Source organism: Rubripirellula lacrimiformis (assembly GCF_007741535.1).
Lineage (GTDB): Bacteria > Planctomycetota > Planctomycetia > Pirellulales > Pirellulaceae > Rubripirellula > Rubripirellula lacrimiformis.
Window position 1 is genome coordinate 4,932,487 of record NZ_CP036525.1, and the last position, 21,915, is coordinate 4,954,401.

A 21,915-nucleotide genomic window follows, 5' to 3' on the forward strand; every position below is an offset into this window, starting at 1 on the left:
TCTGCTGGCAAGTTATCGTGCCAAGGCAGGACGACATCCATTGTCGACCGGCAACATCGCCGCTTGTTGGACGATGCTGTCGCTGACGATGCTTTCGTCCGCAGCGGCGCAATCCGGCGATGCCTCATCCGGCAACGCTTCGGATGCTTCCAGGCCCAACGTTATCTTGATCGTCACCGATGACCAGGGCTATGGCGACATGTCGTGTCACGGCAACCCGTGGTTGAAGACACCCCATTTGGACCAATTGGCTAGCGAAAGCGTGCGGCTGGAAGACTATCACGTCGATCCGGTCTGCACGCCCACGCGAGCCGCATTGATGACGGGTCGGTATTGCACTCGCGTCGGTGCCTGGGCGGTGGTTCAGGGGCGACAGTTGCTGCAACGGGATGAATCAACCATCGCAAACGTGTTCGCCGATGCCGGGTACCGGACGGGAATGTTTGGCAAATGGCACCTCGGCGATGCACACCCGTATGCGCCTCGCTTTCGGGGGTTCCAGGATGTGGTGTGTCACTTAGCGGGCGGAGCCGACGAGATTGGCAACCCTGTCGAAAACGACTTCTTCGATGACACCTACTATCGAAACGGAGTCCCCGAAAAGTTCGACGGATACTGCACCGATGTATTCTTCAGCGAACTGCAACGTTTCGTCACACAAGAATCCGACGCTCCGTTCTTTGCTTACCTACCGCTGAACGCGATGCATGGCCCCCATCACGTCGCGAAGAAGTATTCGGATCCTTTCCTGGAACAAGGGCATAACGAAGCACGTTCTAAGTTTTTTGGAATGATCGCAAACTTCGATGAAAATCTAGGTCGATTCAGCGCGACGCTGAAACGGAAGGGAATGGACCAGAACACCATCGTCATCTTCATGGGCGACAACGGGACCGCGCAGGGCAGTGACGGGAACCCAGCGAATGACGACGGGTTCAATGCCGGGATGCGAGGCAAGAAAGGATCAACCTACGAAGGCGGGCACCGCGTCGCCTGTTTCGTACGCTGGCCGAACAAACTGGAACCGGGACGTCGAATTCATCAACTGACCACGCACCGCGATTGGTTGCCAACGTTGATCGACCTCTGCAAATTGGAACCATCCAAGTCTGCCCCCCATCAACCGTTCGACGGACGATCCATCGCACCGCTGTTGCTGGGCGAAGAAGTCGATTGGCCACAGCGAACCGTGTTTGTCCAGCGGCAAGCCGATCAACCATCGCTCGAGATGAATCCAGGACGCCGTTCCGCCTATCCCAAGTACGCGGTTCTGACGGAGCAATGGCGAATGGTCAACGGCGAACTGTATCACCATGGTGACGATCCAGGCCAGACACAGGATCTGTCCCAACAGCACCCCGAAGTGGTCGAGCAGTTGTTCGCGCAGTACGAAAAACACTATGCCGACGTCTTTGCCGAAGGCGAACCCTATGCACGGTTTGAAATTGGAACAATGGAAAACCCCACTCGCTTGACTGTCCGCGACTGGCATCCGGACACCATCCCGGGAGTCAAAGGCAGGGTGATCTGGAAGCAGGAACAGCTTGGCGACGACAAACTGTTCATCAATGGTTTTTGGGCCGTCCACTTCGCTCGAACGGGAAGGTACCAAATCCGCTTGTCACGCTTTCCGGGTGACGCGATCGCTGCCATGAAAGCCGATTCGGCGACACTTCAAATCGGCGACCAGACGTTTTCACAAACGATCCGGGCAGATGAATCGTCGGCGACATTCGAAGTGGAACTGGCCGAAGGCGATGCCTTGCTTCAGTCGTGGTTGGTGGACGCAGAAACCGGAAACCAACGTGGTGCCTATTTCGTCGACGCCAAGTTGATTGGCAATTGAGAGTGATCCCCGCCCCCCCAGCTTGATCCTGCCCAGCTTGATCAGGCTCAGTACGGTCATTGCCCAGCCTGACCACAGTCGGGCCGGGCGGGCGGGCTCCCGATCCAATCGGATCGATCCGGACGAATTGGCCCTCGCCAGACTTCCCCGCAGGCGAAATCGCTCTCGCCAGCGATAAAACCTGCTTCGGGCAACCTTTTTCGGGCTATTTTGTTGACACTCCGCTGATAGACGTCATTGGCCTCATGTAGGCAACGAGCGATCAATCAGTGTCGTTTCTTTCTTCCCCCTCTTTTTTACTCTCTCCTCCGCAAACCGCTGCGCGGCGGGGCCGAGATGACTTGAATCGCGACACTGATTGATCGCTCGTTGCTAGGTCAGTCAGTGGACATTCGACACGTCTGTGATCGCGATCGGACTTCGGTCAGGGCGAAACAGCACAAGGTTTGGAAACAACATTGAAGCCCGGCAATAACGAACAAAAAGGCGTCGACGCCGAGGTGGTGGCACTGATTGCACAGCACCAGTCGCGGCTTCGTGGACTGTTGCGGTGCATGATCGCTGGGCACGCCGACGTGGACGATCTACTGCAAGAGGTCAACGTCGTCATTTGCCAAAAAGCCGACACCTTCGAAATCGGCACTGATTTCTGGGCATGGGCCAGCCAGATTGCTCGCTACAAGGTGATGGAACGCGGCCGCACCTTTGCACGCAGCCGATTGGTTTTTGACGATTCGTTTCTTGATGAACTTGCAGAGGTCGCCACCCAGCGGGCATCCGGATTTGACGAACAACGCGACGCACTTCGCCGGTGTCTGCAGAACCTGCCTCCGGCGCAGCGGGCGCTCATCGAAATGCGGTACGCCAGCGAGCGAACGATTGGCAGTATCGCGAGCGAAATGGATCGGCCAGCGGGTTCGATTCGGCAGACACTTTATCGGATCCGCGGATTGCTGATTCAATGCATCCAGAATCGCTTGGGGGATCTAGCGTGAAGTCCGAATCAGATCGCGAGTTCGCGAAACTTCTGGACCTAGCGGTCAACGGTCAGATTGATCACGTGGGGCTGGCACGCGCCGAACAGTTGATGCAGGAAGACCGCCAACGAATGGAATGCTGGGTCGATCACTTTCGTTTGGATTCGATGCTAAGCGACGAGATGGATCGCCGATCCATCGTGGATCTGGTGGATCTGGTGGCCGCCAGCAACGAAGCCGATTCGCCGGAAACCGGCACGCTTGCAGCTTGGCTTGCCAGCCATCTTTCTGGCCGCACAATGCCATGGATCGCTGCAACCGCACTGGCCGCAGTCCTGTTGCTGATGTTGGCTCCGCGTTTTTGGACACCATCAAACAGCGTCGTCAGCCAACTTCCCCACCGGACCGATTCCAGCGGCGCGATCGCCATGCTGGTCCAATCCACTGCCGACCGCTGGAAGGGCCGGACACAGTCTCCGGCGATGCTAAGCCCTGGTCGATTGCAGTTAGAATCCGGACTCGCAGAGATCGAAATCTACAACGGTGTCACCATGTATTTGGAAGGCCCTGTTGATTTGGACCTGATCTCGCTCGATCGAGTCCATCTTCATCACGGAAAGATTCGCGCAGTCGTTCCCGAACAGGCATTAGGGTTCACCGTCACGACCGAATCGGTGCAGTTGGTCGACCGCGGAACCGAGTTTGCCATTTCGGCCGAATACCAAGGGCTATCGAAAGTACACGTGTTTGACGGGCTGGTCGACCTGTACCCCATCGATCAACCAGACGTCGACGATGACAAGCCGGGGCATCCGGTCCACCAGGGACAAAGCGTCGAAGTCGGGCCCGCTTTCGCCACCCGCGAAACCGAACTCGATCCCGACGAATTCCCTTCGGCATCTGCGATCGATCGTTCGGTGGAACAACGCCGCCAGCGGTGGGTTCAATGGAGCCAGCAGTTCGCGAAACGTTCCGATTTAGTGCTCTACTTCACTTTCGAAAACCCTCGCGACCACAAACCGCACCGACAGCGTGTCGACAACCTAGCCAGTCCGCCACAAGAACCGAGCCAAGGAACCATCGTTGGCGGCGAATCGATGGCAGGACGCTGGCCCGGAAAGAACGCGATCGGTTTCTACCATTCGGCGGACCGAGTGCGGGTACGAGTGCCAGGGGATTTTCCCCAATTAACGCTCGCCTGCTGGGCACGCGTGGACGAACTGCGGGGCGCCAATCAAGCCTTGTTGCTGACTGACACGTTTGAACCCTGGCAACCCCACTGGCAGATAGCACGCGAAGGAGTGCTGAAGCTTGGGATTGGTCAACCAACGCCCCAAGAAGCACGAGCGATGCGTAGCCCGTCACAGCCGCTGAATTCGGTCACCCCGATCGGACGCTGGATGCATCTGGCAACGGTCTACGATAGCGAAACCAAATCCGTCCAGCACTACATCAACGGGGACCATGCTGGATCCAACCAACTGCCTTCGGCCAAACCGCTTCGCATCGGAACCGCAGAGATCGGCAATTGGTTGAAGCCCCGTACCGAAGGTGGCGAACCCGTTCGCAATTTGGACGGACGAATCGACGAATTCATGCTGCTACGGTCCGCCTTGGATGCGAAAGCCATTCGCGAAATGTACGAAGCGGGCCGCTGAAACGAATCCAAACCAAATGCATCGATCCATCACTGGACGAACACCACCGAACAAGCCGACCCTGCATTCCAAGCACACCGCATCAAGTCTCTGTGGTGCAGTCCCCACCGACCTAGGAAATCCCACAAGATGAAAACGATCTTCTCCGTCCTGTCGCTCATGGCGATCCTTTGCACCGCTGCCGTTTCGGCCGACGAACCGTCCAATCGCACCGTCGTCCTGCAAGACAACTTTGACGGTCGTACATCGGTGGGCGATGCCTATTCCACTGCTCGCGGAATGGAGGACGCATGGTCGGTGGTGGATGGAGTTCTGATCGGCAAACAAACCAATGACGATCACGGCGCTGTGATCCGTACCGAGTTGGCATTTGACGACATCGAAATCGAGTTTGACTTTCGGTTCAGCGGCGGCAGCCGATTCAATTTCGTGATCGATGACAAGAACGAAAGATCGGTTCACTCCGGTCACATCTGTCGCGTTTCGATCTCGCCCAAACAATTGAATGTCAGTGACGATAAAGTTGGCAGCATGAATCTAGAAGTTCGCAAAATCCGCCAGAATCCCGCTGCCACGGACGCTGACAAACAAACTCTTCAGCAGGTGCTAGCCAAAACTCAATCCGCGGTCAAAGTCGACCTCAAACGAGGCCAGTGGCATCATCTGCGAGTCCGCATTCAAGGCGACCAGATGCAGGCATTTCTGGATGGCAAGCTTGCCACCAGCCTGAAATCACCTGGGTTCGCACACGCCACGAAATCAAAATTCGGATTCACGGTCAACGGTTCGACCATCGATTTTGACAACCTGATGGCCTATCGAATCGATCCAAGCACCACCCGGTAACCGGGTTGGTCACCAATGGTGCTGGTGGAATGGATTCCAAACCGAATTTCGAATTCGGGCAAGCGCACTGTCTTTCCCCTGCCGTGAAGTCCACGACCGAGTTGATGATGTTTCGACGAAGTGTTTTTCGCCCATTCTGTTTGCTCCTTTCTCTGCTCCCGTTTGGCTGCGATGTGCAGTCCGCGGAACCGGCATCGGGGCGTCCCAATCTGATTTTCATTCTGACCGACGACCAGCGATATGACACGCTTGGTTGCACGGGGAATCAGTTCGTGCAAACACCGCACTTGGATCAGTTGGCCGCCGATGGCACCCTGTTCGCCAACGCATCGGTGACCAGCGCGATCTGCACGCCCAGTCGCGCATGCTATTTCCTTGGCCAGTACGAACGCAAACATGGCGTCAATTTCAACTCTGGCACCGCGATGACCCAGCAGGCATGGTCCAAGGGCTATCCGATGGTGCTGCGCGACGCCGGATACTTCACGGGGTACGTTGGCAAGAATCATGTTCCCATCGGCCCCCAAGGCTATGACTCGGACGTCATCGATCATAGCTTTGACTTTTGGTACGCCGGCCACGGGCATCTATCGTTCTATCCCAAACGTCGACACAAAATTTTCGAACATGCGATCGCCGACACACAGACCGAAGTCGTGGGCGAAGGCGCCGTCAGTTTTCTTTCCAACAGTGCGGGATTCATCGAAGGTGCGGACGCATTTTTGCAGCAACGTCCCGCCAACCAACCCTTTTGCCTATCGATCGCCTGCAATTTGCCGCACGGATCAGGCACCCGATCGATGGAAATGCTGCCCACCGATCCCGAACTGTATCGGACCATGTTCCGAGACCGAATGGATCAAATTGGCATCCCCCAAACCTACGTTGCCGCGGACCAGATCAGAAAGCCAAAACTGCCCGCGGATGTGCTGTTCAGCGATTTCCGACAAACCAACTATGACTTTGTCGACAGCCCTGAACTGCTGAAAGAACAACTGGTCCGCAAAGCACAGACGATCACAGGAATCGATCGGATGGTGGGCCGGATTCGAACGACGCTTGCCGAACAAGGGCTCGCCGACAACACCGTCATCATTTTCACTTCGGACCACGGGCTGATGAACGGCGAATTCGGACTCGGCGGAAAGGCACTCAACTACGAAGCCTGTTTGCGTGTACCGATGATTGTGATGGATCCGCGAATCGATACGGACCAGCGTGGCCGCCGGTCCTTGGCATTGGTTCAATCGATCGACATCGCACCCACCCTGATTGAGTACGCCGGCGCTGACCTTCCGGATGAAATGCAGGGGCACAGTCTTCGCCCCCTGGTCGACGGAACCACCGACAGCATCCGCGATGTCAGTTTCGCAGAAAACCTATGGTCGACCTACTTTGGCAACCCGCGAATCGAATCTGTACGAACGCGTGATTGGAAGTACATCCGGTATTTCGAAAACGATCGCGATCAGTTCGCCAGTGTCACAAAGAAAACGCTGTACCAAGTCAGCCAAAGTCAAATCGAAAGCTATTCACGTTGGCTGACCAGTTCGATCGAAGGCGAAGCTCCGGTGTACGAGGAACTGTTCCACTTGGCCTCGGATCCCAGTGAATCGGTCAACCTTGTGGCACGTCCGATCTATGCCGAACGTCTTCAACAAATGCGTCAACAATGCCAAGCATCCGTGACGCTGGCCAAAGGCGACGTAGACCAACCGTCCGCGACCATTGTCGTCCCTGAAATTCGCGAAGGCAAAACGAAGTAGCATCGCAGGCCAAGCGGACACGGCTCCGCAGCCCGCGGATTCCCCCTTTGCCCCCTTTGCCCGCTGCCGCGGCTGACCGAGCATCCGCTTCTTCGGCCGTCCAAGCATCCTTGTCCATTCAACCCCACCCGATCCAACACGTGTTGGACGCAACATCCATCCCCCAAGGTTGACCATGTCCTACCCATCGAAAATTACGACGCCGAATCATTCATCCAGACGCCAATTCCTAAAAACGTCGACCGCTACGGCCGCCGGCGTGTTGGTCCCGTACCACCTGACCACGTCACCAGCGCGGGCTCAGTCCAAAGCCAGCCGATTGCAGTTTGCATTGATCGGCGTTGGCGGCAATGGAACGCGAACAGCGCCGGTCGGGAAAGAGTTTGCCGACTTGGTTGCACTGTGCGATGTCGATTCGCAACATCTCGACGCGGGCAACCACCTGTTGTGCGATGGCAAGGCCGATACCTATTCGGACTATCGCGAAATCCTGGCTCGTGACGACATCGACGTGGTACAGATTTCGACACCGGATCACTGGCATGCAAAGATCTTGATCGAAGCGATGTTAGCAGGGAAAGACGCGTACTGCGAAAAGCCTCTGACCTTGACCATTGACGAGGGCAAACTGGTCCGCAAAATCCAAAAACAGACGGGGCGAGTCGTCCAAGTCGGCACGCAGCAACGCAGCAGTTTCGACAAATTCAATCATGCCTTGGCAATCATTGCCGAAGGTCGAATCGGAAAGCTGAAACGATTGGTCGTCGGAATTGACGGGGGTGGATGGAGTCCAGAGATCCCCGCAACGGAAGTCCCCGCCGAACTGGATTGGGACCGCTGGCTGGGCCCGACGCCCTCGATTCCGTATCGCTATTTGGTCAACCCCAAGCGAGATCCTAAGAACGGATTCACCAACGGGCACACTCAGTTTCGTTGGTGGTATGAACATTCCGGCGGAAAGCTGACCGATTGGGGCGCCCACCACTTCGACATCGCGATGCTTGGAATCGCTGCCGCTGGGCAAAACAACGATCCAGTATCGGTCGGCGGAACGGCGAAGCACGCGGTGGAGTTCAAAGACGGTATCCCGGTTCAAACCGATCGCTACAACACAGCCCAGAGCTTTGATCTGCACGTATCGTTTGCCGATAGCGATATCGACATGAATATCCGCAACGATGTCGACAACGGAATTCTTTTCGAAGGCGACGAAGGGCGCATTTTCGTCAACCGCGGCAAACTGGTTGGAAAACCAGTCGAAGACTTGACGTCCAATCCGCTGCCGGATGATGCGATCTCCAAAATCTATCGTGGCATGCCCATGAAACAGAACGACCGGCACGCACATTGGGAAAATCTAATTTACGCCATCGACAATCGTGTGCTCCCTATCTCGGACGTCCATTCGCACATGAAGATGTTGAACGTCGCCCACTTGGCGGGCATCTGTTGCCGGTTGGGAAGGACGGTGAATTGGGACCAAAAGACTGAAACCGTGATCGGTGACGACTTAGCCGCTAGCATGATGGAGCGGCCCTACCGCGACGGCTACCAAATTGAGATGTAGGCGAACGCGTCGACCAGCCAACCCCATTGTTGTCGCTAGACCGATCGATCAACGCGGCGGCATGAACACTTCATACCGAAATCAAAGGAAACCTTCCTGCCATGCATCTTTTTAAAGTCACGCTTCCCTTTCTGTTCGTCGCGGTGCTTTCAGGCGTCGCATTTGCCCAGACCGATGCGAAGCGTCCGAATGTCCTGTGGATCACGATCGAAGACTGGAGCCCCGATCTGTCGTGCTACGGCACCAAAGGAATCGAAACGCCGCATGTCGACAAACTGGCATCCGAAGGCATTCGATTCGAGCGGGCCTTCACGACATCGCCGGTTTGTTCGACTTCGCGATCGGCGATGATGACCGGTTTCCACCAGAACTACATCGGTGCACACCAGCATCGCACCGACGACAAGAAACCGTTGCCGTACGGGATCCGCCCGATTCCGCACCTGTTTGCCGACGCCGGCTATTTCACGTGCCTGATGAGTTGGAAGACCGACTGCAATTTCTTGCCAGATTCCAAAGAGGAACTGTTCATGGGCGGCGACTGGAATCAGCGTGACCCAGACCAGCCGTTCTTTGCACGTATCACCTTCGGTGGAACTCACCGCGCCTGGAATCGCGATCCGGTTCGGCCGATCGACGGGGACGACGTCGAACTGCCGCCGTATTACCCCGACACCCCATTCATCCGCCGCGACTGGGCCAACGGATTGGAACAGATGCAGTTGGTGGATCGCGAGGTCGGCGAATTGCTGAAACGATTGGACGACGAAGGACTTTCAGAGAACACCATCGTATTTTTCATTGGCGATCATGGTCGCTGCCACATTCGCGGCAAACAATTCCTGTACGACGAAGGAACTCGCATTCCGATGATCCTGCGTTGGCCCGGAAAGGTCCAGCCGAAACAAGTCAATCACGACCTGGTGATGTCGATCGACATCTGTGCCACCATTTTGGACGCCGCGGGGATTCAACCGCCGGTTCCACTGCACGGCAAGAATCTGTTCAGCGACGATGTCGGGCAACGCAAATATGTGTTCGCCGCTCGCGACAAAATGGACGACACGCACGACGCGATGCGTTCGATTCGCAGCCAGGAATACAAGTTGATCCAGAACCTGATGCCCGAGCGAGCTTATTGTCAGTTCAGTTTCTATAAAGAGGCGTCCTATCCGCCGCTGGCCGAGCTGAATGTGCTGAACCTGGAAGGCAAACTGACACCCGCCCAAGCGGCGTTCATGTCGGCGACCAAGCCAGAGATCGAGATGTTCGATCTGCGCACCGACCCCCACGAGATCCATAACGTGGCGGATGATCCTAAGTACGCCGATGCCAAAGCCGAATTGATCGCAGAACTAGATCGTTGGCGCAATGATGTGATCAATGACCAAGGTGTTTCGGACGAATTTCGCGGAATCGGTATCTTCCCGGATTCCTGCCCCACACCGACCGTTGGCCAGTGGGTTCAGCAAAATACCGACAAGTATGACTTTGCCAAGTACGGGGCACCGGGTTGGTACCCAACCCGCACCTTGGAACAGTGGAAACAGATCCGCGAACAGTGGGAACCCTATGTTTTCCGCGGACCAAATGAAAAGGTGGCACGCCCGGTGATCCCGTTCACGAAAAAGCCAAAGCGAAAATAGTCGGCTCGCCGGATCGGCTTTGCCGTCCATGCTGAACTTCCCAAACTTCCTTTCACTTTCCTGCGGTTGGAAATGATCGCGCTGCCCTGGAACACCATGAACCGACCGAATGCTTGCTTGATTGCCACGCTGATACCTTGGGTCTGCGCATGCTGCGTTTTCCCGGCGAAGGCTGACCAGCCGGGGAAGACCACCCCGGATGGAACGACAGTCCGGGCGGCCGTTGCAACCGACGCTGGCGGACCGGCTGCCAACGTTTCCGGGAACAACGTTTCCGGGAACAAGGTCCCCGGAAGCAAGGTGCCCGGAAACAAGGTGGCCGGAAACAAGGTGGCGGAAACTCCCACTTGGACGGACCCGATGGTTGCGGCCCGAGAATCGGCTGCGTTCGGATTCTTGGGGGAATACATCAAGGATCGTCAGGCCATTCAGGTGGTTCCCTGCGAAGGTCGGTACTATCTGTCCATCTATCAGGGCGGACTACCTGGGGCAGGATGGGATCGTGGCCGGATCCAGCATGAATGGGTTCAGGCAGATTCAATCGCAGATCGGTTAGCAGGTTTGACGAAGGTGGACCGATCGGGATCGCTGACGTTCCCCACGCCACCGGAAAACGCAGTCGTCTTATTCGATGGCAAGAACATGGATCACTGGGCCCATGGGAAGATCCTGAACGGGTTGCTGCAAGCCGGTGCCAAAACCAAAGATCAGTTCCAGGATTTCCAACTGCACTTCGAAACGATGGTTCCCTTCAAACCGGAACTTCCGTTGGCTCACCCCGGGCGAGGGAACAGCGGCGTCTTTGCCGTCGGTGCCTACGAAGTCCAGGTCTGCGACACCTTTGGAATTGATTTCGCCCCGGATCGTTGGAAGATCGACAATGTCCAGAAGCACCCGGACACGTGGTGCGGATCGATCTATGGGATTCGTGCGGCAGACGTCAACATGTGCTTGCCGCCGTTGGCCTGGCAGACGTTCGATGTCGACTTCACGGCCGCTCGATTCCAAGATGGCGAAAAGATCTCGGACGCCCGCATGACCGTGCACCAGAATGGAATTCTGATCCACGATGACATTCCATTGCCTGAGGGAACCGGCGGCGGCCCCTCGGGTCCACGCGACGAAGTGCCTCGCGGAGCCATCTACGTTCAAAACCACCACAATCCAACCCAATATCGCAATATCTGGATCGTACCGCGGGACTAGTTGTGTAGCGGTCGCTTCGCCCCCCCTTGGGTATTCAGAAGGCGAAACCCGAATTCTACGATTCAAAACGATTTCGATTAGGCTACGGTTCGCAAACTGCGACGTTCCCTATCTAGCTGCCCAGCATGAATCCACTGAACCGGTTTAGCCGATCCCGCAACTCCCATGTGCAGCCCGATGCCCACATGACGTGGGCTTCGCGAAGCATTTCCATGACGGTTACCCGAACCGGACTGTACCTGAAAAAGCAGCTCTGGATCTGGCCGATCGTTGCGGTCGTGATGTTGTCGACCATCGGCTATTTCATGGGCAGTGCGATCGAATCGACGATCAAAGGTAACGTCAGCTCGGGAATGCAGACGCTGGTCGATCTGGAAGCCGAAATGTTGACCAAGTGGTTCAGCGTTCAGGAATCCGCCGCCGAAGCTCTGGCCAACGACGCGTCGGTGCGCCGAACGGTGTACCAACTGTTCCAGCAGGACGACAGTCTTTCGACATCGCCATCGACGACCGACCCCCACCTGGAATTAGCGGCCGAGCTGGGCCCTGCGATGTCGGCCCACGAATTCGACAGCTATCTTTTGGTGGACAAAACCAAACGAGTCGTTTCGGCAACCCACACCGCGTTGATCGGTGAACAGGGGATCGCCGAATACGAATCCTTTATCGATCGGGCGCTCGCCGGCGAAGCATTCGTCTCACCCCCGTTTCCCAGTGTCGTGATGATGAAGGGCATCGACGGACGATCTCGTATGGGCGTCCCCACCATGTATGTGTGCGCCCCCGTTCGTGACCCGTCGTTCCAAGTGGTCGGCGTGCTTGCGCTGCAGATCCGTCCCGAACGAGAATTCATCCCGATCCTTCAACTTGGTCGAATCGGTGCGTCGGGCGAAACCTATGCCTTCAACGAAGACGGCATCATGATCAGCAACAGTCGCTTTGACGAAGACCTCATCTTGCTGGGACTATTGCCGGACCAACCCCATTCGCATTCGATCCTGCAGATGTCGGTACGCGACCCGGGCGACGACATGACGCGCGGATTTCGCCCCAACCGCCGCCGGTCTCAATTGCCGCTGACGACCATGGCTGCCGATGCGATCGCAGGGAATTCGAACCTGAACGTGGACGGCTATCGGGACTACCGCGGCGTGACCGTGATCGGCGCCTGGCGGTGGCTGCCAAAGTACAAGATTGGCGTCGCAATTGAAGTCGTTGCGGATCAGGCGTTTCGTCCGATTGTGATCTTGCAACGAACGTTCCTAACGATCTTCATTCTGTTGTTGTTATGTGCCATCGTGATCTTTGTGTTCACGCTGATCGTCGCCCGACTGCAACGCCAATCTCGCGAAGCGGTGATCGAAGCCCAACAGTTGGGACAATACACGCTGGATCAAAAGCTAGGCGAAGGTGCGATGGGGGTCGTGTACAAAGGCCATCATTCGATGCTGCGACGTCCCACTGCGATTAAACTGTTGCATGCCGACAAGGTGAACGACACTTCCATCGCTCGTTTCGAACGCGAGGTGCAGATTACCTGTCAATTGAACCACGCCAATACGATCGCGATCTACGATTACGGTCGCACGCCGGAGGGAGTGTTCTACTATGCCATGGAATACTTGGATGGCATCGACCTGCAGGACCTGGTCGACAAGTACGGAACTCAGTCCGAGGCTAGAGTGATCCATATTCTGTTGCAGATGTGTGGATCCCTGTTCGAAGCTCATTCACAAGGACTTGTGCATCGCGACATCAAACCAGCCAATGTGATGCTCAATCGCCGCGGATGTGAACCGGACGTCGTGAAGGTGCTGGACTTTGGGTTGGTCAAAGCGGTCGATCGCACCGAAGGATCGCCCGCGTCCGATGGAAACTCGATGTCGGGCACGCCCCTGTACATGTCGCCTGAATCCATCCAGGCCCCCATGACCGTTGACGCTCGCAGCGACATCTATGCGGTTGGCGCGGTCGGCTATTTCCTGCTGACGGGCAAACCCGTCTTCGAGGCGTCCAACTTGGTCGACCTGTGCCAAAAACACATCGAGGAATCGCCCGTCCCGCCGACCAAACGAACCAATGTCCACGTGTCTAGCCAGCTAGAAGACGCAATCATGGGATGTCTGGAAAAGTCACGTGCCAAGCGGCCGCAAACAGCACGCGATCTCGGAATCCTGATCTCGAAATGTGCGGCGGCTAGCCAATGGACGATCGAGGATGCGGACCGATGGTGGGGGCGACACGAACGTGGATCACAGACCAAGGTTTCGACCGCGCCAACATCCACCCCGTCGTCAACAGCATCGGCTGCGATGGATGCCACGATGGACCAGTCCATCCAGGATCCCGATGCTGAAGATACCGGTCGATAATCCGGCAACCAGCGATCGGCTGCGGTGATGGCCGATGATCCGACTTAGAAACTGATCTGCAGTTGAGTTCGGACAAGCCAACCCTTGTCGCCTGGGTTGATGTCCAACACGGCCGAGTTGACCGTCGCTCCGTTCAGATACGTCGCGTCCATCGTTACCTTGGCGTGATCTTGGTCAAAGTACCAAGCCCAACCTCCTGCAAATTCGTCGGAACTCTGATCGGTCACGCCCAGTGTTCCCGAGTTTCCGTTGACGCGGGACCAGCGAGCCATCAGTTCCATCTTGTGGGGAACCACGAACATGCCGGATTGCAGCCAGAACCCGTGGTCGAACAGATTGGGAACGTAATCGCCCTGGAACCCAGTGATGTTGCGGAAGTAGTATTCGCCCGTCGCCGAGAAACCTCGATACTTCATCGATGTGTCCAACGAAAAAATCGATACGTCGTAGCTTTTCACGGCGAACGGCAGCAAATTGGAAAGTTGGTGCCCCGAGTCGACTGTTCGGATCGAACTGAATTCGGTGGTGCCACTGCGGTCAATCGTGGTGGTCGCAAAGCCTGCCCCGACACGCGTCGCAAGTTGCCGGTGCCCGGTTAAGTCCGCAAGCTGTCCCGGCCCCCACTGGCCCGTCGGGTGGAAATGCAGACGTCCCGAAAATGCGTTGTTGTTGTCCAGTTGACCGCTGCTGCCGGTTTCTGCACCACCGGTCACCAAGCCGTTGAACAATGCCAGTTCCCAATGAATCGGAAGCGGCAAACTATTGGTCGCGCCATAGAAGCCCAACGCCAGACTGCGATTGACGTCAAAGTAGGTGCTGGACATGGATCGGTCTGAAAACTGAAGATGCTTGCCGCTAAGCTGCCTAGCAAGCGAGAAAGGCATCTTGTACAGCCCAGTGCGAATGCCAAGCGTTCCGCGGTCGCAATCCCAAAGACGATGAGCAAGGTCGAACTGAAAGTAGTAGTCTAAGATTCGGATCGAATCGCTGGCGTTGCTTCGCCCATCCAGTTGAACGTAGTAGGACAGGTCCGAGCTGATCGCATTGCCTGACAGAATGATTCGAGCACGTTTAAGCTGAATCTGGTTCAAATCGTCTTGCGAGTCGTTGCCCGCGAACACCGTTTGCCGTAGCTGTCCCCAACCGTTCAGCTTCAAACGATAAGGATAGTGCTCGGTTCCCAGATCCAGATCATCTTGGCTAGCGATGACAAAACCCCCATCGTAGCCAACGCGAATCGGAACCACTTGGGACGACGAAAGTGAAGGATTGGATTGCAGGTCGTTCGCCGAACTTGCACCGAAAGTCGCATCGTTCAGAGTTTCGGTTGCCAGCAGATCCAGTGAATCGGAATCATAAGAGGCAAGTTGAACGGGAGCGGTCCGGGGCGTCTCGCCAATGGACGATCCGGAGTCCAGCCAGTTTAAGCCGAGCGATTCCGGCAGGCCAGATTCCAGCGCGGTCAAATCGGACCATTGCCTCGGAAATTCGGTCCCGCGTGTCGCGGGTTCGTTGGTCCTGGATTCCGTTGCCCACGGCTGGGACGGATCCATCCCGGGCTGGTCAGCGTGGGCAGCAACGGCAGAGAGCAGGGACATCAGTGATGCCAATGCGATCCTCCATCGTCGACCCAGCTGCTTGTTCATGACGTTTCAGACACCGCATGAAAGGAAAGCACGGGGGGAAATGGGCGGACCGAAAACGGCCGTTTCATTCCTTTCATTCGGCATGACTGGCATTCCCTATCAACCGAATGCCAACTTTTTTCGCAGAATCGCTCATCGACCAGCATGGCTGATCGCCCCCGGATCGCATCGGCTTGGGGCCAATGCGCTGACGATTGATCCTCCGCGGCGGAGTCGAATTTCGCGTCTGAACGGCGCTGACTTGATTCATCCCGCCCAAGCACATCACGCGACGGAAGTTGATTGGACCGCGTCCGTTCATCCGCCTAGCGTCTGCCTAACGTTCGATCTGCGGTCGCCCTTGGCCGCGTCGACCGCCCTGCTGGCGGCCACCGCGTTGGCCGCCGCCCCGTTGGTCCGCTCCACCTTGGTCGGCTCCACCTTGGTCGGCTCCCGGGCCTTGCTGCAGCATTTTCTGTTGTTGGGCGGTCAGAATGTTGGCGAGTTGGGCGTCGACTTCCATCTGCAACTTCGCGATGGCCTGACGCTGTTCGTCCGATAGTTCGAGATGATCTTGGACATGGGACGGCATGATCTGACCCACTGGCGGAGGCCCGAATTGGCCCTGCCCACCTTGCATGCCGCCACCGCGCATCTCACCGGCAGGGGGTCCACCGGCGCCGAAATCGCCACCCGCACCACCGCCTGCTCGACGACCGCCGCGTCCTCCCTGCGCCTCCATCATTGCGGTCAATTCCTGTCGCGTCACCGCACCATCTTGGTTGGCATCGGCTCGGTTCAGCATCGTTTTCAAACGATCATCGCTGACCTCGTTGACCGTTAGCATGCCGTCACCATTCGTATCCATGGTCATCAATCGTTCCACCGGCGATGGTCCACCCTGGCCGCCTGGTCCACCCGGTCCTCCCGGACCACCCGGGCCTCTGCCACCTCCGGGTGGTTGGGCCATGATCGTGCTGGTGCAAAACAGTGTGATCGCGACACAGGACAGAGATGAAAATTTGCGCATTGGATTTTCCTGACAAGTTAGAGAGAAGCGACTCAGTCGACGCGGCAACCCCAAACTGGGGCCGCAGACTGCTGATATAACGTTGGTTGCAGCCACGCCCGAAATCCGCCAATGATTTTCGAAAAGGTTCTTGCGATGCTTTTCAGACGATTCACTGCAGCGTTTTCAGTCGCCCTCTGGTTCGCCGCCACACTATCGACACCGGCCCAGACACCCAAGCCCGCACCGGCGATTCAATCCAGTCTTCCAGTGATGACCACCACGGAAGACCATCGCGACATGATGCGTCAGTTGGCAATCACCGCACTGCGTCCGGGACCAAGTGGCAACCCGGATGCGGACAACGCGGCCAACTACGACGAAGCGCTCGCCAATCCCTTTCCGGATTGGCCAGCGATTTTGGTAGCCAACGATGGGACGGACGTTGCCACCGAAGAAGATTGGCGACAACGACGTCGCCCGGAGATCGTCGAGGCGTTTCAGCAGCATGTCTATGGCCGCGTCCCCGAACGAGTTCCCGTAGTGACCTGGGATGTTCGCGAAACACGGGAAAGCACGTCGGGCGATGTTCCGGTTGTCGAGCAACACATTGTGGGTACGGTCGACAATCGAACGTGCCCGGATATTTCTGTCGAAATCAGCATGTCGCTCACTCTGCCCAAGGACATTTCGGGCAAGGTGCCGGTGCTGATGATGTTTGGACGGACAGCTTTTGATCCGGTGCCCGAGTGGATGAAACGCTTCCAACGCAGAGGATCGGATGACGGTAACGGAAACCAGACCGACCGCCCGGCTTCCCCAACCGATGAATTGATCGCTGCCGGATGGGGTGTTGTCCGCATCCATCCCGCGTCGATCCAGGAAGACAACGGTGCCGGATTGACGCGTGGTATCATCGGACTGGTCAATCAGGGCCAAGTGCGGAAGCCCGACGATTGGGGATCCCTTCGCGCCTGGGGTTGGGGAGCCTCGCGAGGCTTGGACTACCTAACGACAAGAGACGAGATCGATGCGGATCGGGTTGGCATCGAAGGAGTTTCGCGATACGGAAAGGCGGCGTTAGTGGCGATGGCGATGGACCAACGATTTGCGATGGGGTTGATCGGATCGTCCGGCGCCGGTGGCACAACTCCGTTCCGTCGCAACTTTGGCGAGGCTCCCGAAAGTCTTGCGAGCTCCGGCGAATACCACTGGATGGCGGGCAACTTCCTACAGTACTCGGCCCAAGAATCCAGCCGAGGTGCGATGGACGCCAACGACCTGCCCGTGGACTCGCACCAACTGATCGCGTTGTGTGCCCCACGGCTGACGTTCATCAGCTATGGCATCCCGGAAAAGGGCGACGCCAAGTGGCTGGATCAACAGGGCAGCTACATGGCGGCGGTCGCCGCGAGTCCGGTATTCGATCTGTTGTCAGCCCGTGGTCTGGGCGTCGACCAAGACTACCAATCCGCCACAATGCCGCCCGTCAATCAAGGGATCCTGACGGGCCATCTTGCGTGGCGACAACACGATGGCGGGCATACCGATGCCCCCAACGTCCGGCATTTCATTGCTTGGTGCGAAGAACACTTCGGCCGCTAGACAAGCCGGACGTGATGCGTCGGACGCGATATTGCAGTGCCCGCACTCGAAATTGGTCAGCGAAACGCTGCCAGATCCTTTGCAAACTTCTTTCGCCAATTTTCGAAAATTTCAGCGGCGGTTCTCCGGGCACTCAGCAACTAGTGGTTTAGCGGCACAACGATGTCCCGCTGCCCCATGATCCATTCGATAAGGTTCTGCCCATGCTCCGCTGGTCTGTACTGCGACCGCTAAACTTCCTGGGAAGCTTAGCAGCGATCGCTCTTCTTTCGGCAAGTGTTCCCGCCGTCCAAGCACAGCCGCCGGGCTTTGGTCCAGGAGCAGCCGATCGCGAGCTGCTGGATCAGTTCGATGCCGACAAAAGCGGCTGGTTGAACGAATCCGAACGCGGACAGGCCCGACAATTCTTAGCGGACAACCCCGCCCCACAGCGAGGATTTGGTGGCCGCGGTTTCGGGGGGCCCGATGGACGTGGTACGGATGGACGTGGCCCAGAAGGACGCCGCACAGAATCACATGACAGAGATTTCGATCGTCGCGGTACCGGCGGACCGGATGCCGGGCAACGCAGGCCGGAAGACGCTGGTTTTGGACCACGCCCCGGCTTTGGTCCACCCGATGGCTTCGGACCTCCCCGTGATCGCGATGGCGATCGCCCCGAACGCGGTGGCCGACCGGGCCCCGGCGACGGGCCTCCCGACGGCTTTCGCGGACGCGGTGGACCTCCCGGTGGTGGGCCTCCCGGAATGGGACGCAGCCGACCTGCCCCCGAACCCGGCCGAGCGGTTCGCAAAGATTCTGTCGAACCGCTCGATGCCGATCTATACGACACCAGCGTGCTGCGAACCATCTTTGTTGACTTCGCCAATGACGACTGGGAAGCCGAACTAGAACAGTTCCATGGAACCGATGTCGACGTGGCCGCGACCTTGACCGTCGACGGCAAGATCTACCCGAACTGCGGAATCAGTTTTCGCGGGGCGTCCTCGTACGGCATGGTCCCGACGGGATACAAGCGATCGTTGAACGTCTCGGTCGATATGGCTGACAACAAACAACGGATCGGCGACTACAAGACGCTGAACCTGCTGAACGGTGCAAGCGACGATTCGATGATGAGCACCGTGCTGTACTCGCACATCGCCAATCGTTCCATCCCGGCACCGCGATCCAACTTTGTTCGCGTTGTGATCAACGGCGAAAACTGGGGCGTATACACCAACGTCGAACAATTCAACAAGGACTTTGTCAAACGCAACTTTGGCAGTGGCAAAGGCGCTCGTTGGAAAGTCAGCGGATCGCCACGCGGTGGCGGTGGGCTGGATTATCGCGGCGAAGACCTGGCCGACTATCAACATCCCTACGAACAAAAATCAGGCGACGAAAAAGACCTTCGCAAACTGGTCGAACTGTGCCGAGTGATTGATCAAACGCCCGCCAATGAACTTCCCGCCGCACTCGAAAAGATCGCGGACGTGGATGGATTGCTTTGGTTCCTGGCTCTGGATAACGCGCTGATGAATTCCGATGGCTACTGGATTCGCGCCAGCGATTACAGCATCGTGCTGGACAAGGACGACATCTTTCACTTCGTGCCCCACGACATGAACGAAGCATTCCGCGGTGCCGGCGGACCAGGCGGCCCCGGCGGCCGAGGTGGTCCTGGTGGTCCTGGTGGGCGGGGAGGCCCGGGTGGCAGAGGCGGACGCGGGGGCCCTGATGGTCCCGGCGAACGTGGATTTGGTGGGCCAGGCTTTGGTGGGCCAGGTTCTAGTGGGCCAGGTTCCAGAGGGGCAGGCGGATTCGGTGGTCCTGACTTCGGTCCACCTCCTCGGGACCTCGCCGATGCGGGCAAGCCAGTCTCCGATGGACCCGCTGCATCGCCGCTAGAACTGGATCCATTGATCGGGTTGGACGATCCAAGCAAACCGCTTCGAAGCAAAGTGCTTGCTGTTCCCGAGTACCGCGATTCCTACCTAGCGAAGGTGCGTGAGATTGCAGAGAGGTCACTCGACTGGGATCAAATGCGTCCATTGATCGAATCGTCCGTCGCGTTGATCGATGACACGATGCGAATCGACACCCGAAAACTGGGAACTTACGAAGCCTTCAAAGATGCGGTGGCATCGCACGACAGCGACGCACCGGCCGACCACGATTCTCAGGTTCGCGGTGGCCATGGAAGCATGAACCTGAAGCAGTTTGCCGATGGACGACGCAAGTTCTTGTTGGAGTACACGAAATGACTGACGCACAAATTCACGACAAACGGATCGAGCTGAAATACATGCTCGATGCATCGCTGTCGCTGCAGGTCCAACAATGGGCTCGCGAACATCTGGGCATCGATCGTCATTGCAACGAAACGCTCGGCGATAGCTATGACGTCAACACGCTGTACCTCGACACGCCCGACTATGACTTGTTCCATCGCACCGGAAAAGCTGGTCGCGCCAAGCACCGCATCCGCCGTTACGGTGACGAGAAGTCGTTGTGGATTGAAACGAAACGCAAAAAGCAGAACGTTGTCCGCAAAAATCGGACAGCAGCAGATGCGGATGAAGTCCTATCCCAACTGTCCGCCCCGGATGACACGTCGCCCTGGTGCGGTGCATGGTTTCGCGATCGCGTCGTCGATCGCAACCTGCAGCCCGCCGCACAGGTTCACTATCGACGCTTCGCTCGCACGGCAACTTTTGATGGCGAAAGCCTACGGTTGACCATCGACAGCAACCTACAAGCCAGCCCGGCTCAGGGCTGGCTGGTGGCCGCTGCGTCGGATCCACACCCACCGTCCCAGCGACTACAAGCCACCGATTCGCAAATCCTGGAACTCAAGTTCTACAACCACATGCCGCATTTGTTCAAAGAACTGCTGCGCACCTTCGCGATCCCCGCAACAGGATTTTCGAAGTATCGCACCGCAGTCCAGGCATGGCAGCTAGACACGCCGGTGCCAATCTCAGTGGCACCGATGGATCAAACGTCGGAAAAGGATTGCTTGGCCAATGCCTGAATGGATTACCAGTGTATCGACCGAGGTAGACGCTGACCTTCCGACGCTCGCGACACGCCTGACCTTGGCGTGGCTCTGCGGTTGGATCGTTTCCTTCATCGCTCGATACAAAAAGCCGCATGACAACAGTGACAACTTCACGCTGACATTGGTGTTGATGAGCATTCTGATCGCTATGGCGACGCAGATCATCGGCGACAACATCGCGCGCGCGTTCAGCCTGGTCGGGGCATTGTCGATCGTTCGATTCCGCGCCGCGGTGTCCTCCACTCGTGACGTCGCGTTCGTCTTGGCCGCGGTGGTCGTCGGAATGGCGATCGGAGCGGGCCAGTACTGGGTAGCAGTGATTGGAATCGCGGCAGTGGCCTGGGCCACCGGATTCAATGGGTCGATGCCCACGCCGACGAATGACAAGCAGAATCCGTCCAACGCCAAACCATGGCAGCTGACGTTGAAAGTAGGCCTCCACACCGTCGGCGGTTGGGAATCCGAACTGCAGCGGATGACCGCCAACTACCACCTCGTTTCTGCCGAAACCGCACGACGCGGCGGCGCCTTGCAACTGGTCTACCAATTCCAGCCCCATCAAGACCACGACGCCAGCCAACTCGTCGCTGCACTCAACGGTCTCCCCACCGTCGAATCCGCCACCGCCCAATCTGGATAAGCCAACTCGAATGGCAGAGGGCTATCGCCACTGCGTGGCTGTAAGGACAACTAGTGCCAAAGGGAACACCGACGATCAGGTTTCCCAAAAGTCCCGCAGGAACGGCAGC

Annotated in this window: 16 protein-coding genes; 13 read left to right on the forward strand and 3 right to left on the reverse strand. The window is 57.3% G+C overall.

Annotated features, from left to right (window positions below; genetic code table 11):
* Window positions 1-12: 12 nt before the first annotated feature.
* Window positions 13-177, reverse strand: a complete 165-nt coding sequence (locus K227x_RS31230) for a hypothetical protein (protein ID WP_246145875.1) — start codon at window positions 175-177, stop codon at window positions 13-15.
* On the opposite strand from K227x_RS31230, the gene K227x_RS17445 reads away from it, so the two are divergent.
* The 9 genes from K227x_RS17445 to K227x_RS17485 all read left to right on the forward strand — a co-directional run bounded on the left by K227x_RS17445 (window position 167) and on the right by K227x_RS17485 (window position 13,884).
* Window positions 167-1,846 carry an arylsulfatase gene (locus tag K227x_RS17445; protein WP_246145876.1) on the forward strand — a complete coding sequence of 560 codons (1,680 nt, stop codon included), beginning with the start codon at window positions 167-169 and terminating at the stop codon, window positions 1,844-1,846. The two genes, K227x_RS31230 and K227x_RS17445, sit on opposite strands and share 11 nt — an antisense overlap.
* A 458-nt stretch (window positions 1,847-2,304) precedes the next feature.
* Entirely contained in the window at window positions 2,305-2,841 is a 537-nt protein-coding gene (locus K227x_RS17450) for a sigma-70 family RNA polymerase sigma factor (RefSeq protein ID WP_218933325.1), read from the forward strand.
* A complete protein-coding gene (locus K227x_RS17455) occupies window positions 2,838-4,481 on the forward strand; it encodes a LamG-like jellyroll fold domain-containing protein (protein ID WP_246145877.1) in 1,644 nt (547 codons plus the stop codon). The genes K227x_RS17450 and K227x_RS17455 overlap by 4 nt, the downstream gene beginning before the upstream one ends.
* A gap of 129 nt (window positions 4,482-4,610) precedes the next feature.
* The gene (locus tag K227x_RS17460) at window positions 4,611-5,327 is read left to right on the forward strand and encodes a family 16 glycoside hydrolase (protein ID WP_145171470.1); all 717 of its coding nucleotides are present in this window, start codon (window positions 4,611-4,613) and stop codon (window positions 5,325-5,327) included.
* Between the two features lie 104 nt (window positions 5,328-5,431).
* Entirely contained in the window at window positions 5,432-7,093 is a 1,662-nt protein-coding gene (locus K227x_RS17465) for a sulfatase-like hydrolase/transferase (protein WP_246145878.1), read from the forward strand.
* A gap of 175 nt (window positions 7,094-7,268) precedes the next feature.
* Window positions 7,269-8,660, forward strand: a complete 1,392-nt coding sequence (locus K227x_RS17470; protein ID WP_145171472.1) for a Gfo/Idh/MocA family oxidoreductase — start codon at window positions 7,269-7,271, stop codon at window positions 8,658-8,660.
* A gap of 101 nt (window positions 8,661-8,761) precedes the next feature.
* A complete protein-coding gene (locus tag K227x_RS17475; RefSeq protein WP_145171474.1) occupies window positions 8,762-10,306 on the forward strand; it encodes a sulfatase family protein in 1,545 nt (514 codons plus the stop codon).
* Between the two features lie 96 nt (window positions 10,307-10,402).
* Window positions 10,403-11,512, forward strand: coding sequence for a 3-keto-disaccharide hydrolase (locus K227x_RS17480; RefSeq protein ID WP_218933326.1), 1,110 nt, complete (start codon window positions 10,403-10,405; stop codon window positions 11,510-11,512).
* Between the two features lie 125 nt (window positions 11,513-11,637).
* Complete coding sequence (locus K227x_RS17485) at window positions 11,638-13,884, forward strand: serine/threonine protein kinase (RefSeq protein WP_145171478.1); 2,247 nt, start codon at window positions 11,638-11,640, stop codon at window positions 13,882-13,884.
* Window positions 13,885-13,928: 44 nt separating this feature from the next.
* On the opposite strand, the gene K227x_RS17490 is transcribed toward K227x_RS17485, so the two are convergent.
* Both K227x_RS17490 and K227x_RS17495 read right to left on the reverse strand, forming a co-directional pair.
* Window positions 13,929-15,482, reverse strand: coding sequence for a porin family protein (locus K227x_RS17490; protein WP_218933327.1), 1,554 nt, complete (start codon window positions 15,480-15,482; stop codon window positions 13,929-13,931).
* A gap of 364 nt (window positions 15,483-15,846) precedes the next feature.
* Window positions 15,847-16,539 (reverse strand): EF-hand domain-containing protein, encoded by a 693-nt coding sequence (locus K227x_RS17495; protein ID WP_145171482.1) that lies wholly within the window; start codon window positions 16,537-16,539, stop codon window positions 15,847-15,849.
* 135 nt (window positions 16,540-16,674) lie between these two features.
* Here K227x_RS17495 and K227x_RS17500 point away from each other — a divergent pair, with 135 nt between their 5' ends.
* From K227x_RS17500 to K227x_RS17515, 4 genes are all read left to right on the forward strand, one after another.
* Window positions 16,675-18,123: a glucuronyl esterase domain-containing protein gene (locus K227x_RS17500; RefSeq protein WP_145171484.1), complete on the forward strand. Its 1,449-nt coding sequence runs from the start codon at window positions 16,675-16,677 to the stop codon at window positions 18,121-18,123.
* A 203-nt stretch (window positions 18,124-18,326) separates the two neighbouring features.
* Window positions 18,327-20,369 (forward strand): CotH kinase family protein, encoded by a 2,043-nt coding sequence (locus K227x_RS17505; RefSeq protein ID WP_145171486.1) that lies wholly within the window; start codon window positions 18,327-18,329, stop codon window positions 20,367-20,369.
* Window positions 20,366-21,139, forward strand: coding sequence for a polyphosphate polymerase domain-containing protein (locus tag K227x_RS17510; protein WP_145171488.1), 774 nt, complete (start codon window positions 20,366-20,368; stop codon window positions 21,137-21,139). Before K227x_RS17505 ends, K227x_RS17510 begins: the two co-directional genes overlap by 4 nt.
* Window positions 21,132-21,806, forward strand: coding sequence for a DUF4956 domain-containing protein (locus K227x_RS17515; protein WP_145171490.1), 675 nt, complete (start codon window positions 21,132-21,134; stop codon window positions 21,804-21,806). Before K227x_RS17510 ends, K227x_RS17515 begins: the two co-directional genes overlap by 8 nt.
* Window positions 21,807-21,915 lie beyond the last annotated feature (109 nt).